This is a genomic window from Microbacterium sp. NPDC078428 (assembly GCF_044542535.1).
GTDB classification, from domain to species: Bacteria; Actinomycetota; Actinomycetes; order Actinomycetales; family Microbacteriaceae; genus Microbacterium; species Microbacterium limosum.
Window position 1 is genome coordinate 196,366 of record NZ_JBITUP010000005.1, and the last position, 16,043, is coordinate 212,408.

Below are 16,043 nucleotides of genomic sequence, written 5' to 3' on the forward strand. Positions count from 1 at the left end.
ATGTCCGATTCCGCGCCGAGACCACCCACGGCGTGACGAGGAGGGGTACTTCTTTGCGATTCGTCTGGGCCGTGCTGGCCTTCGTCATTGCTGCCGTGCTGATCGGTGCGGGCATCGCTCAGCGCACCGTGTTCCTCGGGCCGACCACCGAGGTCGCCGAGATCACCGGGCTCGACGAGCACGCCTACACGCTGGTGGACGGCTCGGTGCTCACCAGCCTGCCGGGCTCGCAGACCCTGCGTGCAGAGGGCGAAGACGTGGTCTTCGCCGCGTACGGCCGCACCGCCGACATGACCGCCTGGCTCGCCGACACGACCTACACCCGGGTCGCGATCGACGAGGGCACGATCGCGACGGAGACCGTGGAGCCCGTGGCCGAGGAGCCCGACGCGGAAGACGCGTCCCCGGCGCCCGACGAAGCCGCTCCCGAGGACGGCAGCGCCGCGGACGAGGGCGCCGCTGCGGATGCCCCGGGGCGCAACCCGGCCGGTTCCGATCTGTGGCTCGACGAGTTCAGCGACTCGGGCACGCTCACCGCCCGGCTCCAGCTTCCCGAGGACATGAGCGTCCTCGTCGCCTCCGATGGCACGCAGCCCGCGCCCGCGCGGATGACCGTCACGTGGCCGATCCAGAACGCCACCCCGTGGGCGGGACCCCTCATCGTGCTCGGCGGTATCGTGATGGCCGCCGGCGTCGTGCTGTACTTCCTCGGCATCCGCCACGCCCGGCGTTCGCGTGGCCCGCGACGCAAGGGTCCGCCGCCGCTGCCCGAGACGCAGCCGATCGACACGCTTCCCCCCTCGGAGGAGAAGGGCGTCGTCGGTTCCACTCCGCCTCGCAGGGCCCTGCAGCGCCGTGCGCTGCACGCCCTGCCCGCCCTCGTGGTGGCCGGGCTCGTCGTCAGCGGCTGCTCCGCCGAGGCTTGGCCGCAGCTCGGTCCCACGCCGACCCCGAGCCCCACGGCGACGGTCCTCACGACCGAGGACCAGCAGCAGCCCGTCGTCACCGAGACGCAGGCGCAGCGCATCCTCGCCCGCGTCGCCGAGACGGTGGCGGAGGCGGATGCCGCGGGCGACGCCGACCTGGCAGCGACGCGCCTGGACGGCGCCGTCCTCGCCGAGCGTCAGACGAACTACCAGATCCGCAGCAGCGTCAGCGATCACCCCGCGCTCCCCGCGATTCCGAGCGAGCCGGTGGAGATCGTGCTGCCCGAGGCGAAGAACGGCTGGCCGCGCACGTTCATGACCGTCGTGGCGCCGGCCGAGGGCGAGAGCGCCGCCCCCTCCATCGCCGTGCTCACGCAGGACGACCCGTGGAGCGAGTACCGCCTGACGTACCTGGCGAGCCTCGCGGCATCCGCCGAGTTCCCCGGCGGCGTCGCGCCCGCGACGATCGGCGCAGCGCAGGTGCCGCCGGACTCCTCGTTCCTCGTCATCGAGCCGCAGGAGATCGCCGCGGCCTACGCGGACGTGCTCAACAACGGCGCGGAGAGCGCGTACGCCGACCTGTTCCAGGAGGACGGGGATCAGTTCCGCGTGAAGGTCGCGGAGGACCGTCGCACCCGTCTGGAGCAGTTCAACCAGACCGGCGCCGAGACCGGGAGCCTCACGTTCTCGTCCGCCGCCGGGGCCTACGAACCCATCGCGCTGGCCACCCTCGAGTCGGGGGCGATCGTCGCGGTGAGCGTGACCGAGACCGACACGGTGCGGCCCACGAACGAGGACGCGGTCATCCGCCTCGACGGCAATCCCACGGTCCAGGCGCTGGCCGGCACCTCGACGTCGGCCTCGGGCTTCGAGACGACGTTCTCCGACCAGCTCTTCTTCTACGTCCCCAACCAGGCCGACGGCGGGCAGATCCAGCTGCTCGGCTACGCCTCCAACATCCTCAGCGCGGGAGTGATCCAGTGAGCCAGAACGTGACCCCCGGCGCCGTCATGCGCGGTGCCGTCGACCTTTCCTCCCTGCGGAACCGCCCCTCGGGGTCGGGACCCGCCGCGGAGGCCCCCGGATCGGCCGCCGCGTCTGCCGCGGGCGGTGCGGCATCCGTGCCCTCGCTCGTGATGGACGCGACGGATGAGACCTTCACCGCGGTCTTGGAGCTCTCGCGCACCGTTCCCGTGGTCATCGACCTGTGGGCGGAGTGGTGCGGGCCCTGCAAGCAGCTGAGCCCCGCGCTCGAGCGCGTCGTCACCGAGCTCGGCGGCCGTATCGTGCTCGTCAAGGTCGACGTCGATGCCAATCCCCAGCTGGCACAGGCGTTCCGCGCCCAGTCGATCCCCATGGTGGTCGGTCTCGTCGCCGGTCAGCCCGTGCCCCTGTTCACGGGCGCCGTGCCCGAGGCGCAGATCCGCGAGGTCTTCGCCCAGCTGCTGCAGCTCGCCGCCCAGAACGGCGTCACCGGAACGGCGCAGCCCGCCGGTGCCCCCGAGGACGCGGGGGAGCCGGGGGAGCCGGAGGAACCGCCGCTGCCTCCGCTGCACGCCGAGGCGTTCGAGGCGATCGAGGCGGGGGACTACCCGCGGGCGATCTCGGCGTACGAGCGCGCGATCGCGGAGAACCCCGGCGACGCGGACGCCCGCACGGGTCTGGCTCAGGTGCGCCTGCTCGAGCGGGTGCAGGACGCCGACCTGCAGGCGGCGCGGGATGCCGCGGCCGCCGAACCGACGGGGATCGACGCACAGCTGCGGGTCGCCGACCTCGACATCGCCGGCGGGCACGTCGATGACGCGTTCGGGCGCCTCCTCGACCTGTTCGCCCAGCTGGATCCCGAGTCGCGCGCGCCCGTCCGCGAGCGCCTGCTGGAGCTGTTCGGGCTCGTGGGCGACACCGACCCCCGCGTCATCCGTGCGCGCGGGCGTCTCGCCTCGCTGCTATTCTGACCGGGTCGTGCCGCTCCGTCCCGACACGGAGCGGCACGGAGGCGTTCACTCCGCCGTGGGGCCCGGTGCATCGCCCCGGTGGGCGAGCCACAGCACGCCGAGCGGCGGAAGCACGAGACTCGCGCGTGGGGGTTCTCCCTCACCACGGTCCTCGGCATACACGACGCCCAAGTTCCCGACGCCGGAGCCGCCGTACTCCGCGGCATCCGAGTTGAGGATCTCCTCCCACACGCCGGGCGCCGGCATGTCGAGCTCGAAGCCGTGGATCGGCACACCGGAGAAGTTGCACACGACGGCGACGATGTTGCCGTGCCAGTCCCGGCGCGCGAAGGCCACGACGCTCGGGTTGTGGTGCGGCCCCCAGATCCGGCTGAATGCGGCGCCGTCGTGGTCGCGCGCCCAGAGGGCGGACCTTTCCACGTAGACGCGGTTGAGCGTCCCGACGAACGACTGCAGCTGCGCGTGCGCCGGCTGGTCGAGGATCCACCAGTCGAGCGCCCGCGACTCCGACCACTCGGAGAGCTGGCCGAACTCCTGCCCCATGAACAGCAGCTGCTTGCCCGGATGCGACCACTGGTACGCCAGCAGCAGCCGGGTGTTGGCGAGCTTCTGCCAGTGGTCTCCCGGCATGCGTGACATGAGCGTGCCCTTGCCGTGCACGACCTCGTCGTGGCTGATGGGGAGCACGTAGTTCTCGCTGAAGGAGTACACGAAGGTGAAGGTGATCTCTCCTTCGTGGTGAGCCCGGTACATCGGGTCGCGCCCGAGGTACTGCAGGGTGTCGTTCATCCACCCCATGTTCCACTTGAAGCCGAAACCGAGTCCGCCCTGGTCGGTCGGCGCCGTCACCCCCGGGAAGCTCGTGGACTCCTCGGCGATCATCGCGATGCCGGGGTAGCGCTTGTAGGCGGTGGCGTTGACCTCCTGCAGGAACGAGATCGCCTCGAGGTTCTCGCGGCCGCCGTGGATGTTCGGCTCCCAGTCGCCTTCCTCCCGCGAGTAGTCGAGATAGAGGATCGACGCGACGGCGTCCACCCGCAGCCCGTCGACGTGGAACTCCTCCAGCCAGTACAGTGCGTTGGCGACGAGGAAGTTGCGCACTTCCCGGCGTCCGTAGTCGAAGATGTACGTCCCCCAGTCGCGGTGCTCGCCGCGGCGCGGATCGGGATGCTCGTAGAGCGCCTCGCCGTCGAAGCGGGCCAGTGCGAAGGCGTCCTTCGGGAAGTGGCCTGGGACCCAGTCCATGATGACGCCGATGCCGGCCTGGTGGATGCGGTCGATGAGGTACCGCAGATCGTCCGGCGTGCCGAAGCGGCTGGTCGGCGCGAAGTAGCCCGAGACCTGGTAGCCCCAGGATCCGCCGAACGGGTGCTCGGCGAGGGGCATGAACTCCACGTGTGTGAACCCGAGGTTCAGGACGTAGTCGATGAGCTCGTCGGCCGCGTCGCGGTAGGACAGGCCGGGACGCCACGACCCGAGGTGCACCTCGTAGATCGACATCGGCCGATCGGTGGGGCTGGTCTTCGCGCGACGCGCCATCCAGTCGGCGTCCTGCCACCGGTGACGGGCCTTCGTCACCACCGACGCCGTTGCGGGCGGCACCTCCGCCGCGCGCGCCATCGGGTCGGCCTTCATGATCCAGTGCCCCGACCGCGTGAGGATCTCGTACTTGTACGCCGAACCTTCCCCGACCCCGGGCACGAAGAGCTCCCACACGCCCGTCGATCCGAGCGACCGCATGGGGTGGCCTTGGCCGTCCCAGCCGTTGACGTCGCCCACCAGGCGCACCGCCTGGGCGTTCGGGGCCCACACCGCGAAAGCGGTTCCGTCGACGCCGTCGATCGTGCGCAGGTGCGAGCCGAGAACGCGCCACAGCTCTTCGTGGCGGCCCTCGGACATGAGGTGCAGATCGAGCTCGCCCACCGTGGGGAGGAAGCGATACGGGTCATCCGCGATCCAGTCGGGGCCCTCGTCGTAGGTCGCCTCGATGCGGTACGGCTGCGGATCGCGCCGGTGCAGGCCCGCCCACACGCCGTGGCGCTCGTGTTCCAGATCCACGCGGGTGCCGTCCGCGAGGAGGGCGGTGACCGTTCTCGCGAGCGGCCGGCGGACGCGGATGCGCGTGGCCGGCGAGCCGGACGCATCCGTCGCGGGGTGATGACCCAGCACGGAGTGGGGGGAGTAGTGCGACCCCGTCGCGACCCGGTCGAGGTCCTCGGTCGAGATGGTGCTCATCGGGTGCTCCTCACGTGCAGGATGTGGACCGGCTCGGAGAATGCGTCGAGCCGGACGTAGTTGTGGTCGCGCCAGTGCCATACGGCGCCCGTGATGAGATCCTCGACCTCGAACTCCTCCCCGGGGTCGACACCCCAGATCCGGGTGTCGAGATGGACGGTGGTCTCACGGGCCGAGTGCGCATCGACATTGGCGACGACGATGATCGTGTCGTCGGCGCCGGTGGGCGAGAGCGCCGCGTCGAGATGCTTGGAGAACACCAGGATCGCGTCGTCGTCGCTCCAGTGGATGTCGATGTTGCGCAGCTGGCCGAGGGCGGGGTGTTCGCGGCGGATGCGGTTGAGCTGCGCGAGATAGGGTGCCAGCGAGTCGCCGCGCTCCTCGGCGCCCTCCCAATCGCGGAACTTGTACTCGTACTTCTCGTTGTCGATGTTCTCCTCTGAGCCGGGACGGGCGACGCTCTCGTAGAGCTCATAGCCCGCGTAGACGCCGTAGGTGGGCGCGGCGGTCGCGGCGATCGCGACGCGGATCTTGTAGCCCGCGCGCCCGCCGTACTGCAGGTACTCCGTCAGGATGTCGGGCGTGTTGACGAAGAGGTTCGGGCGCAGGTAGTCCGCCGTCTCGTGGGCGAGCCCGTCGAGGAACTCCTCGAGCTGACCCTTCGTGTTGCGCCACGTGAAGTAGGTGTAGCTCTGCTGGAAGCCCGCCTTCGCGAGTGCCTGCATGATGGCGGGCCGTGCGAACGCCTCGGCCAGGAAGACGACCCCGGGATGCTCCGCGGTGACCTCCCGGATCAGCCACTCCCAGAACTGCAGGGGCTTGGTGTGCGGGTTGTCCACTCGGAAGATCTGCACGCCCTGGGCGATCCAGTGCCGCACGACGCGCAGCACCTCCGCCCGGATGCCGTCCGGGTCGTTGTCGAAATTGATCGGGTAGATGTCCTGATACTTCTTGGGCGGGTTCTCCGCGTAGGCGATCGTCCCGTCGGGAAGGGTCGTGAACCACTCCGGGTGCTCGGCGACCCACGGATGGTCGGGCGCCGCCTGCAGGGCGAGATCGAGGGCGACCTCGATCCCCGCCTCGCGGGCGGCGTCGACGAAGGCCCGGAAGTCCTCGAGCGTGCCCAGATCGGGGTGGACGGTGTCGTGGCCTCCGTCGGCGGAGCCGATGGCCCACGGCGAGCCGGGGTCGCCGGGGAGGGCCTCCAGGGTGTTGTTGCGGCCCTTGCGGTGAACGGTTCCGATCGGGTGGATGGGCGGCAGGTAGAGCACGTCGAAGCCCATCGCGGCGACCGCGGGCAGCCGCAGGGCGGCCGTTTCGAACGTTCCGCTGACGACGGCGCCGTCGGCCCCGCGCGTCGCGCCCTCGGACCGCGGGAAGAACTCGTACCAGGCGCCGACGCCCGCGCGGGCCCGTTCGACGAGCAGCTCGCGCTCCTCGCCGACCGTCAGAAGGCTGCGGACGGGCCGGGCCGCGAACGACGCCGCGATCCGGTGGTCCTCGACGATGTCGAGGGCGGCCGCGGCATCCGTGCCCTCCTCGCGGAGTCGCCTCGCGGCATCCGAGAGGAGGCGGCGCTCAGCCGCGGGCCGTGACTTCTCGGCCGCGGCGCGCTCGAACAGTGCGGCGCCGATCTCGCACATGAGCTCGACGTCGACGCCCGCCGCGATCTTGATCCCCGCGGCGTGGTGCCAGGTCGCGTACTCGTCGCCGAACACCTCGAAGCGGAACCGCCACACACCCTGTTCAAGGGGAGCCACGAGCACGCTCCAGCGGTCGGTGCCGTCGTCGAGGGGGCTCAGCCGGTGCAGCGACTCATCCCCGGACGGTGCCAGGAGCCGCACGTGCGCGCCGATGCGGTCGTGGCCCTCGCGGAAGGTGGTGACGCCGAACGGGACCGCCTCTCCGACGAACGCCTTGGGGCGGTAGAGCCCGCCGGGAACCGACGGTCGCTGGTCGAAGAGGGGCAGGCGCGGGGCGATCGTGTCGCGGTCGCCCTGCCACGGGGCGGCAGGACGGACCGGGACGGCGGCGCCGCTGCGCCATGGCGGAGAGCTGGTTTTCTGACGAGACGCGGTAGCCACAACCCGAACCTACCGCGCTCAAATGAAGGGCGATACGTGTCGCGTTCCGGGCCTCGATGCGCTATGGGCGACGATCACTCGGCGCGGAAAAGGCGCATGGATGTGGGGGCCAGCTGCACCACGTCGCCCGGCGCGAAGGCGGTTTCGGGCGCCTCGGGGCGCTCGTCGGACGAGCACCACAGCGACACGTAGCGGGACACGCCCGCGATCTCGGGAAGCGTGACCCGGGCGGGCTGCTCCGTGCCGTGGACCATCAGCAGGATGCGGTTGAACGCCTCGGTCTCGGGGGTCGACGCCGCGACGTACTGCAGCGTGCGGTGGGCGGGGCTCGTCCACCGCTCGGCCGACATCGTCTCGCCGTTCTCGTCGAACCAGTCCATGACCGAGGCGGAGGGAGTGACCCGATCCTGCCGGGCGAAGTGGACCGGTCGTAGCGCGGGATTCTCCCGCCGCACCCGGGTGAGATGGCGCACGTGCTCCATCAGGTCGTCCTGCCACGGCTTGTGATCCCAGCGCAGCCAGGTGAGCGGGCTGTCGTGGCAGTATGCGTTGTTGTTGCCGCGCTGGGTGCGACCGAACTCGTCGCCCGCGGTGAGCATCGGAACCCCCGCGGACAGCAGCAGCGTGCCGAGCAGGTTGCGCATCGCCCGCCGTCGCGTGGCGAGGATCGCCTCGTCGTCGGTCGGCCCCTCGGCCCCGTGGTTGAAGGATCGGTTCGTGTCCGCGCCGTCGCGGTTCTGCTCGCCGTTGGCGAGGTTGTGCTTGACGTCGTAAGAGACGAGGTCGTGCAGGGTGAAGCCGTCGTGCGCCGTGACGAAGTTGACGCTCGCGAGGGGACCGCGCTCCTGATCGAAGGTGTTCGAGGAACCGGCAAGGCGGGTGGCGAAGCCCCCGATGCCGACCGGGGAGGTCGAGGCGCGACGGGCGTAGTCGATGTCGCTCAGCCAGAAGTTGCGGACGCGGTCGCGGTAGCGGTCGTTCCACTCGCTCCAGCCCGACCCGAAGTTGCCGGTCTGCCAGCCGCCCATTCCGACATCCCAGGGCTCGGCGATCTTCTTGACCCCCGCGAGCGCGGGATCGTCGACGATGGCCCGCAGCAGCGGATGCTCGGGGGTGAAGTGGTGCTTCTCGTCGCGGCCCAGCGTGGCCGCGAGATCGAGGCGGAATCCGTCGACCTGGACGTCGTTCGCCCAGTAGCGCATCGAGTCGAGCACGAGCCGCGCCGCGGCATCCGTCGACGTGTCGACCGCGTTGCCGCACCCCGTCTCGTCGACGTACGTGCCGTCGTCGAGCTGCCGGTAGTACGCACGGTTGTCGATGCCGCGAAGGCTCGTGCGCGGGCCGCCGAAGCCCTCCTCGGCGGTGTGGTTGTAGACGACGTCGAGGATGACCTCCAGGCCCGCCTCATGCAGGAGCTTCACCATGCCCTTGAACTCGCGCAGCACCGCTTCCGGTCCCTCCCGCCGGTTCGCCTCGGTCGCGTAGGGCGCGTGCGGGGTGAAGAAGTTGAGCGAGTTGTAGCCCCAGTAGTTCGACAGGCCGAGCTGGTGCAGGCGGGGCTCGCTCGCGAACGCGTGGACGGGAAGGAGCTCGACGGCCGTGACCCCGAGGCGGAGGAGATGATCGATCATCGCCGGATGGGCGAGGCCCGCGTACGTGCCGTGCAGGGCGGGCGGGATGCCGGGGTGCCGCTTCGTGAGGCCCTTCACGTGACCTTCGTAGATCACGGTGCGATCCAGCGGCGTCTTGGGTTTGGCGACACCGCCCCAATCGAAGGAGCGGTCCACGACGACGGAGCGCCAGTCACCGCCGCCCGCGGCCCACCCTCCCGAGACCAGACCGCGGGAATACGGCTCGACGAGGAGGGTGCGCGGGTTGAACGCGTTGCCGGGACCGCTGGGACCGGAAACGCGGATGGCGTAGCGGGCGCCCGGACGAAGACGGGGGGATCGCACCTCCCACACCCCGCGGCCCACGGGAGCCAGCGGCGCGGTGTCGGTGATCCAGTCCAGATCGGTGTCGTCGAAGAGGACGAGCTCGATCGAGTCCGCCGCCCCCGACCACACGCGCAGTCGGCCGCCCTCGGCGTCGAGGGTGACCCCGAGATCGTCGAAGGCGGCATCGAGCAGCCCCGGCACGGCGGGCGCAGCGCTCGGACTCGGGCTGACCATGCCGACTACCCTAATCAGCGCAGGGGTCCAGCACGTTACAGCGGCCCCACGACCACGACGCCCGGAGGAGGGACGCGATGGCCGTCTACCTCGACCACGCCGCGACGACCCCGCTGCGCGACGAGTCGCGAGAGGCGTGGATCGCGGCATCCGCGACGCTCGGCAACGCGTCGTCGATCCACGGACCCGGCCAGGGGGCACGGCGCCTGCTCGAGGAGGCCCGGGAGCGGGTCGCGGCCGCGGTGGACTGCGATCCCGTCGAGGTCGTCTTCACCTCGGGGGGCACGGAATCGATCAACACGGCCGTGACCGGACTGCTGCGGGCGCGTCGCGCGGCCTCCTCCTCGCGGAACGCGATCCTCGTGCCTCGTGCCGAGCACCACGCGACGCTCGACGCGGTCGACTGGCTCGAGCGCGCCGGCGAGGCCCGCGTCAGCCGGGTCGAAGTGGATGGCGACTCCGTCGTGGATCTCGCGCAGTGGCGCGCCGCCCTCGAGGCGCCCGACGCCGCGGTGGCGACGATGCTCGCCGCGAACAACGAGACCGGGGCGATGCAGCCGGTCGCCGCGGCATCCGCCCTCGCCGCCGCGGCCGGAGTGCCGCTGCACGTCGACGCGGTCGGGGCCTTCGGGCATGCGCCGCTGTCCTTCGCGGGGCTCCGCGCGGAGTCGGGCGCGCGTGCCGCCGGTCTCGTGGCGATGAGCCTGTCCGCCCATAAGTTCGGCGGGCCCGTGGGCGTGGGCGCGCTCGTGGTCTCCCGCGATGCGGCCCCTGTTCCGCTGCTGCACGGCGGCGGGCAGCAGCGCGGTCTGCGGGCGGGCACGCAGGATGTCGCGGGGGCCGCCGCACTGGCGGTGGCCGCGGAGCTCGCCGTGGCCGAGCTGGCGCGGGAGGCGGAGCGGCTGGCGGCGCTGCGGGACCGCCTTCAGGCGGGTCTCGTCGCGGCGATCCCCGAACTGCAGGTCTCCGCCGGCGGTGTCGACCGGCTGCCGGGGCATCTCCACGTGCGGCTCCCGGGCGCTCAGGGCGACTCGCTGCTGCTGCTGCTGGATGACGCGGGCGTCGCCGTGTCGACGGGGTCCGCGTGCCAGGCGGGGGTGCCGGAGCCCTCTCACGTGCTGCGCGCGATGGGCGTCGAGGACGCGGACGCCCGCGGCGCGCTGCGGATCACGCTGGGGCGAACGAGCACGCCCGATGACGTCGCGGCGGTGCTCGGTGCCCTGCCCGGCGCGTACGAGCGGGCGCGCCGGGCGGGGCTGTCTTCGCGGGCTGTCTCCGGGCGCTGATGCCGCGCGCTGCGGGCGAGCCGGCCCCGGAGCCGCCCGCGTGGGCGCCTCGTAGACTGGGGTGATGCGTGTTCTGGCGGCGATGAGCGGGGGAGTGGACTCCGCGGTGGCGGCCGCGCGCGCGGTCGACGCCGGGCACGACGTGACGGGCGTGCACCTGGCGCTCTCGCGCGCGGGCGGCACGCTGCGCGCGGGCAGTCGCGGGTGCTGCACGGTGGAGGACGCGCTCGACGCGCGCCGGGCGGCCGATCGCCTCGGCATCCCGTTCTACGTGTGGGACTTCTCGGAGCGCTTCCGCGACGACGTCGTAGAGGACTTCGTCTCGGAGTACCGCGCCGGCCGCACCCCGAACCCCTGTATGCGCTGCAACGAGCGGATCAAGTTCGCCGCCGTGCTCGAGAAGGCCCTCGATCTCGGCTTCGACGCGGTGTGCACGGGGCACTACGCGCTCGTGCGAGAGGGGCGCGACGGACTCGAGCTCCACCGTGCCCACGACGCGGCGAAGGACCAGTCCTACGTTCTCGGCGTGCTCACGGCCGGTCAGCTCGCGCACACGCTCTTCCCGCTGGGCGAGACGCCGTCCAAGGCGCTGGTGCGAGCCGAGGCCGAGGCGCGGGGCCTGAGCGTTGCCAGCAAGCCCGACAGCCACGACATCTGCTTCATCCCCGACGGCGACACGCGGGGGTGGCTCGCAGAGCGCGTGGGCGCCGAGCGCGGCCAGATCCTCGACCAGAGCGGCGAGGTCGTCGGCGACCACGACGGCGCGCACGCGTTCACCGTCGGTCAGCGGCGCGGACTGCGGCTGGGTGTTCCCGCCGCCGACGGCAAGCCCCGGTTCGTCCTCGAGGTCAGGCCCGTCTCCAACACGGTCGTGGTCGGGCCGAAGGAGGCCCTCGCCACCTCCGAGATCGCCGGCGCGCGGTTCAGCTGGGCCGGGGCCCCTGCCCTCGCGGCGGGGGAGGAGGCCGCGTGCGACGTGCAGATCCGCGCGCACGCCGATCCGGTGCCCGCACGGGCCCGGCTGGTCGACGAACACGACGGCGCGCGCGTCGTCGTACGACCCGACATCCCTCTCGACGGCGTCGCCCCTGGCCAGACGGCCGTGCTGTATCGCGGCACGCGGGTGCTGGGCCAGTTCACGATCGATCGCACCGTCTCGGCGGCGCCCGTGGGCGTCTGACGGCTCCGCGCAGGCTTCGCGTGCGGCATCCGCGCGCCGGCCGTGCGCCGAGCGCGTCGGAGCCCGAACCTAGACTGATGCGGTGGCAGCCGACGACCAGCACTCCGCCCTCCCCGATCTGACTCTCGAGCAGGCACGCGACGAGGCGCGCGAGCTCACGGAGAAGATCGTCGGTGCGCGTGACGCCTACTACGGGCGAGACGCCGAGCTCGTCGACGACGCCACCTATGACGGGTGGATGCTGCGGCTGGAGGCCATCGAGCGCCTGTACCCCGAGCTGCAGGGGCAGGACTCGCCCACGAGGTCGGTCGGGGCCGCGCAGGGCACGCAGTTCGCCCCCGTCGAGCACGCGGAGAGGATGCTGAGCCTCGACAACGTCTTCTCGATCGAGGAGCTGCGCGAGTGGTGCACGAAGGCGCAGGGCGGCGCGGGTCGACACGTGCGGTGGCTCACGGAACTGAAGATCGACGGGCTCGCGATCAGCCTTCGCTACGAGCACGGCGTGCTCGTCTCGGCCGCGACGCGCGGCGACGGGCGCATCGGCGAGGACGTCACGGTCAACGCGGTGCGGGTGCCCGGCATCCCGCAGCGGCTGTCGGGCTCGGGGCATCCGCCGCTCGTCGAGGTGCGCGGCGAGGTGTTCATCCCGGTCGCGTCGTTCGCCGCGCTCAACGCGCTGCAGGCGCAGATGCGGGATCGCGCCATCGAGCAGTCGCGTGCGCGCTCGCGGGCGTTCGATCCGGAGCGGGCGCGCATGAGCGCGGAACGCCGGTTCCCCGCCTTCGCCAACCCCCGCAATGCGGCCAGCGGCGGGCTCCGTCAGCAGCTGGACAAGAAGGAGGGCCTCGAGCTGGAGGCGGGGCAGGCACGTCTGGACTCGCTGCGCCTCTTCGTCCACGGCGTCGGCGCGTGGGAGCGCCCCCCCGTGGGATCGCAGAGCGAGATATACGGCCTCCTCGCGGAGTGGGGGCTGCCCACCAGCCCCTACTTCGCCACGAAGGACTCGATCGACGGGGTCGCCGAGTTCGTCGAGCACTACGGCGAGCACCGTCACGATGTCGAGCACGAGATCGACGGCATCGTCGTCAAGGTCGACGAGCTCGCCCTGCACGACGAGCTGGGTGCAACCAGCCGCGCTCCGCGATGGGCGATCGCGTACAAGTACCCTCCCGAGCAGGTCAACACGAAACTGCTCGACATCGTCGTGTCGGTGGGTCGCACCGGGCGCGCCACGCCCTTCGCGATCATGGCGCCCGCCCGCGTCGCCGGGTCGGTGGTGCGGCAGGCGACGCTGCACAACCAGGACGTGGTGCGCGCGAAGGGCGTGCTGATCGGCGACACCGTCGTGCTCCGCAAGGCGGGAGATGTCATCCCCGAGGTGCTGGGGCCCGTCGTCGAGCTCCGGGACGGCACCGAGCGGGAGTTCGTGATGCCGCGCGAGTGCCCGGAGTGCGGCTGGACCCTGGCCCCGGCGAAGGAGGGCGACATCGACCTGCGCTGCCCCAACACGCGGGCGTGCCCGGCGCAGGTGCGGGGCCGGGTCGAGCACATCGGCTCGCGGGGCGCGCTCGACATCGAGGCGCTCGGCGAGGTGACGGCGGCGGCTCTCACGCAGCCGTCCACCCCCTCCCAGCCGCCCCTCGAGACCGAGGCGGGGCTGTTCGACCTGACGATCGAGCAGCTCGTGCCGATCGAGGTGATCGTGCGGGATGCCGAGACGGGTGAGCCCCGCGTGGACGCCGCGACGGGGGAGCGCGTGCTGAGGGCGCCGTTCCGCCGCAACCCCTCCGCCGCCGAGAAGAAGGAGGGCGCGACGGGGCCGCAGCCCTCCGCGCAGGCGCTCACGCTGCTCGAAGAGCTCGAGAAGGCCAAGACCAAGGAACTCTGGCGCTTCCTCGTCGCGTTCAACATCCGTCACGTGGGTCCGGTCGCCGCGCGGGCGCTCGCGCAATGGTTCGGCTCGGTCGCCGCGATCCGCGCCGCTTCGCGGGAAGAGCTCGCGGCCGTCGAGGGAGTCGGGGGCATCATCGCCGATGCCGTCATCGACTGGTTCGAGGTCGATTGGCACCGCGAGATCGTCGAACGATGGGAGGCGGCCGGTGCCCAGTTCTCGACACCGGGCCATCCGGGGCCGGGGGCCGCGGGGGGCGGCGGCGTGCTCGAGGGGCTCACCGTCGTCGCGACGGGCTCGCTCGAGGGCTACACCCGCGAGGGTGCCCAGGAGGCGATCATGGCGGCGGGCGGCAAGGCCGCGTCGAGCGTGTCGAAGAAGACGGACTTCGTGGCCGCGGGGCCGGGAGCGGGCTCCAAGCTCGCGAAGGCGGAGGCGCTGGGTGTGCGCATCATCGACGCGGCCCAGTTCCGCCTGCTGGTGACGGAGGGCCCGGGAGCGCTGGCGGCGCTCGACACCGAGGATCGCTGAACCGACGGCGTCCGCCGTCGGCGCGGCACGGCTCCCAGGGCCGCCCCGTCAGCGGCCTGTGGTCAGCTGCAGGAGGGACTCGCGCACCTGGCGGCGCAGTACCTTGCCGATCAGGGACTTCGGCAGCTCGTCGACCACGAATATGCGCCGCGGCACCTTGTAGGGCGTGAGGATGCCGCGCGCGAACTCCCGCACGGACTCCTCGTCGAGCGATACGCCGGGCGCCGGGACGATCGCGGCGACGACCTCCTCGCCCGAGTGCACGCTCGGCAGGCCGACGACCGCGGCATCCTCGACCTGGGGATGCTGGCGCAGGGCGATCTCGACCTCGGTGGGAGCGACGTTGAATCCACCCGTGATGATCAGCTCCTTTATGCGGTCGACGATGCGCACGAATCCCGACTGGTCGATCGTCACGATGTCGCCGGTGCGGAACCAGCCGTCCACGAACACGTGCTGCGTCTCCTCGGGCTTTCCGTAATAGCCCCCGAAGACCTGCGGACCGCGCACGAGCAGCTCGCCGGCTTCCCCGGCGGCCACGTCGCGGGTGGGGTCGTCGGGATCGACGACGCGGCACTCCGTCCCGGGGAGCGGAAGCCCCACCGTGCCCGGGACCCGGTTCTCGGCGACGGGATTCGCCATCAGCACGGGGGAGCACTCGCTCAGGCCGTATCCCTCGACGAGGTAGCCGCCCGTGGCGGCCTCGAACGGCACGACCAGCTCATGGGGCAGCGCCATCGCGCCGGAGATCGCGACCTCGGTTCCCTCGAGCGAGACGCCCCGCTCCCGCGCCGCCGTCAGCAGCCGGTCGGCGATCGGGGGGACGAGGGGAAGGAAGGTCGCGGGGTGCTTCTTCGTCACCGCGAGCACCATGTCGGGGTCGAAGCGGGGGAAGAGCACCAGACGCGCCCCCATCGACATCGCGAAGGTGAGACACAGCGTCAGGCCGTAGGCGTGGAACATCGGGAGCACGGCGTAGACGACGCATCCCTCACCGCGGCGGATCGAGGGCACCCACGCCTGCGCCTGTGCGGCGTTGGAGATGAGGTTGCGGTGCGTGAGGGCGGCGCCCTTCGGGGTGCCGGTCGTGCCGCTGGTGTACTGGATGATCGCCAGGTCGTCGGTGCCGGGGGCCGGCACGCTCGCGGGGAGCGGGTCGCTCCGCAGGAGCGTCTCCCACGGGATCGCACCGCTCACACGAGCGGTGAGTGCCTCGCGCGCCTCACGGGCCCTGGCGACGGGCAGACGGAGGGCGGCGCGGGTGCGCAGGGGCATCGCACGCGTCACATCGACGGAGACGAGGGTGCGCACCGCGAGGTCGGACGGGAACGCCTGCACCGATGCGGCGACCTTGCTCCAGACGATCGCGTGCACGGCGCCGTGGTCCTCGAACTGCTTGCGCAGTTCGCGCGGCGTGTAGAGCGGGTTGTGCTCGACGACGACGGCGCCGAGCCTCAACACGGCGTAGAACGCCACGATGTGCTGAGGACAGTTGGGCAGGACGATGGCGACGGGGTCGCCTGACCGGACCCCCCGCTCGCGAAGTCCGGCCGCGGCCCGCTCGATCTGGTCCTGCAGCTCGCGGTATGACATCGTGCGCCCGAAGAACTGCAGGGCGGGAGCGTCCGGGTAGTCCCAGGCGGATGCCGCGACGATGTCGACCAGCGAGCCCGAGACGGGCTCGAGATCGGCGGGAACGCCCTCGGCGTAGCTTCGGATCCAGGGGCGCGGGGGATCGTACGTCGTCACGCCGCCAGCCTAGGTGCCGCCGCCCGGGGCCGGAG

The 16,043-nt window shown here is 71.7% G+C and carries 9 protein-coding genes; 5 read left to right on the forward strand and 4 right to left on the reverse strand.

What is annotated here, in order from left to right:
• Nucleotides 1-53 precede the first annotated feature (53 nt).
• Both ACIGCK_RS10960 and ACIGCK_RS10965 read left to right on the forward strand, forming a co-directional pair.
• A complete protein-coding gene (locus tag ACIGCK_RS10960; RefSeq protein ID WP_396666058.1) occupies nt 54-1,910 on the forward strand; it encodes a glycosyl transferase in 1,857 nt (618 codons plus the stop codon).
• 26 nt (nt 1,911-1,936) lie between these two features.
• A complete protein-coding gene (locus ACIGCK_RS10965) occupies nt 1,937-2,881 on the forward strand; it encodes a tetratricopeptide repeat protein (protein ID WP_396666172.1) in 945 nt (314 codons plus the stop codon).
• A 45-nt stretch (nt 2,882-2,926) separates the two neighbouring features.
• On the opposite strand, the gene glgB is transcribed toward ACIGCK_RS10965, so the two are convergent.
• The 3 genes from glgB to glgX all read right to left on the reverse strand — a co-directional run bounded on the left by glgB (nt 2,927) and on the right by glgX (nt 9,371).
• The gene (gene glgB, locus ACIGCK_RS10970; protein WP_396666060.1) at nt 2,927-5,116 is read right to left on the reverse strand and encodes a 1,4-alpha-glucan branching protein GlgB; all 2,190 of its coding nucleotides are present in this window, start codon (nt 5,114-5,116) and stop codon (nt 2,927-2,929) included.
• Nucleotides 5,113-7,200: an alpha-1,4-glucan--maltose-1-phosphate maltosyltransferase gene (locus ACIGCK_RS10975; RefSeq protein ID WP_396666062.1), complete on the reverse strand. Its 2,088-nt coding sequence runs from the start codon at nt 7,198-7,200 to the stop codon at nt 5,113-5,115. Before ACIGCK_RS10975 ends, glgB begins: the two co-directional genes overlap by 4 nt.
• A 74-nt stretch (nt 7,201-7,274) precedes the next feature.
• Nucleotides 7,275-9,371: a glycogen debranching protein GlgX gene (gene glgX, locus ACIGCK_RS10980; protein ID WP_396666064.1), complete on the reverse strand. Its 2,097-nt coding sequence runs from the start codon at nt 9,369-9,371 to the stop codon at nt 7,275-7,277.
• 77 nt (nt 9,372-9,448) lie between these two features.
• On the opposite strand from glgX, the gene ACIGCK_RS10985 reads away from it, so the two are divergent.
• From ACIGCK_RS10985 to ligA, 3 genes are all read left to right on the forward strand, one after another.
• Nucleotides 9,449-10,657: a cysteine desulfurase family protein gene (locus ACIGCK_RS10985; RefSeq protein ID WP_396666066.1), complete on the forward strand. Its 1,209-nt coding sequence runs from the start codon at nt 9,449-9,451 to the stop codon at nt 10,655-10,657.
• Nucleotides 10,658-10,721: 64 nt separating this feature from the next.
• Nucleotides 10,722-11,837, forward strand: coding sequence for a tRNA 2-thiouridine(34) synthase MnmA (gene mnmA, locus ACIGCK_RS10990; RefSeq protein ID WP_396666068.1), 1,116 nt, complete (start codon nt 10,722-10,724; stop codon nt 11,835-11,837).
• Nucleotides 11,838-12,075: 238 nt separating this feature from the next.
• The gene (gene ligA, locus ACIGCK_RS10995) at nt 12,076-14,259 is read left to right on the forward strand and encodes an NAD-dependent DNA ligase LigA (RefSeq protein WP_396666174.1); all 2,184 of its coding nucleotides are present in this window, start codon (nt 12,076-12,078) and stop codon (nt 14,257-14,259) included.
• 48 nt (nt 14,260-14,307) lie between these two features.
• On the opposite strand, the gene ACIGCK_RS11000 is transcribed toward ligA, so the two are convergent.
• Nucleotides 14,308-16,008: a long-chain-fatty-acid--CoA ligase gene (locus ACIGCK_RS11000; protein WP_396666070.1), complete on the reverse strand. Its 1,701-nt coding sequence runs from the start codon at nt 16,006-16,008 to the stop codon at nt 14,308-14,310.
• Between the last annotated feature and the right edge of the window lie 35 nt (nt 16,009-16,043).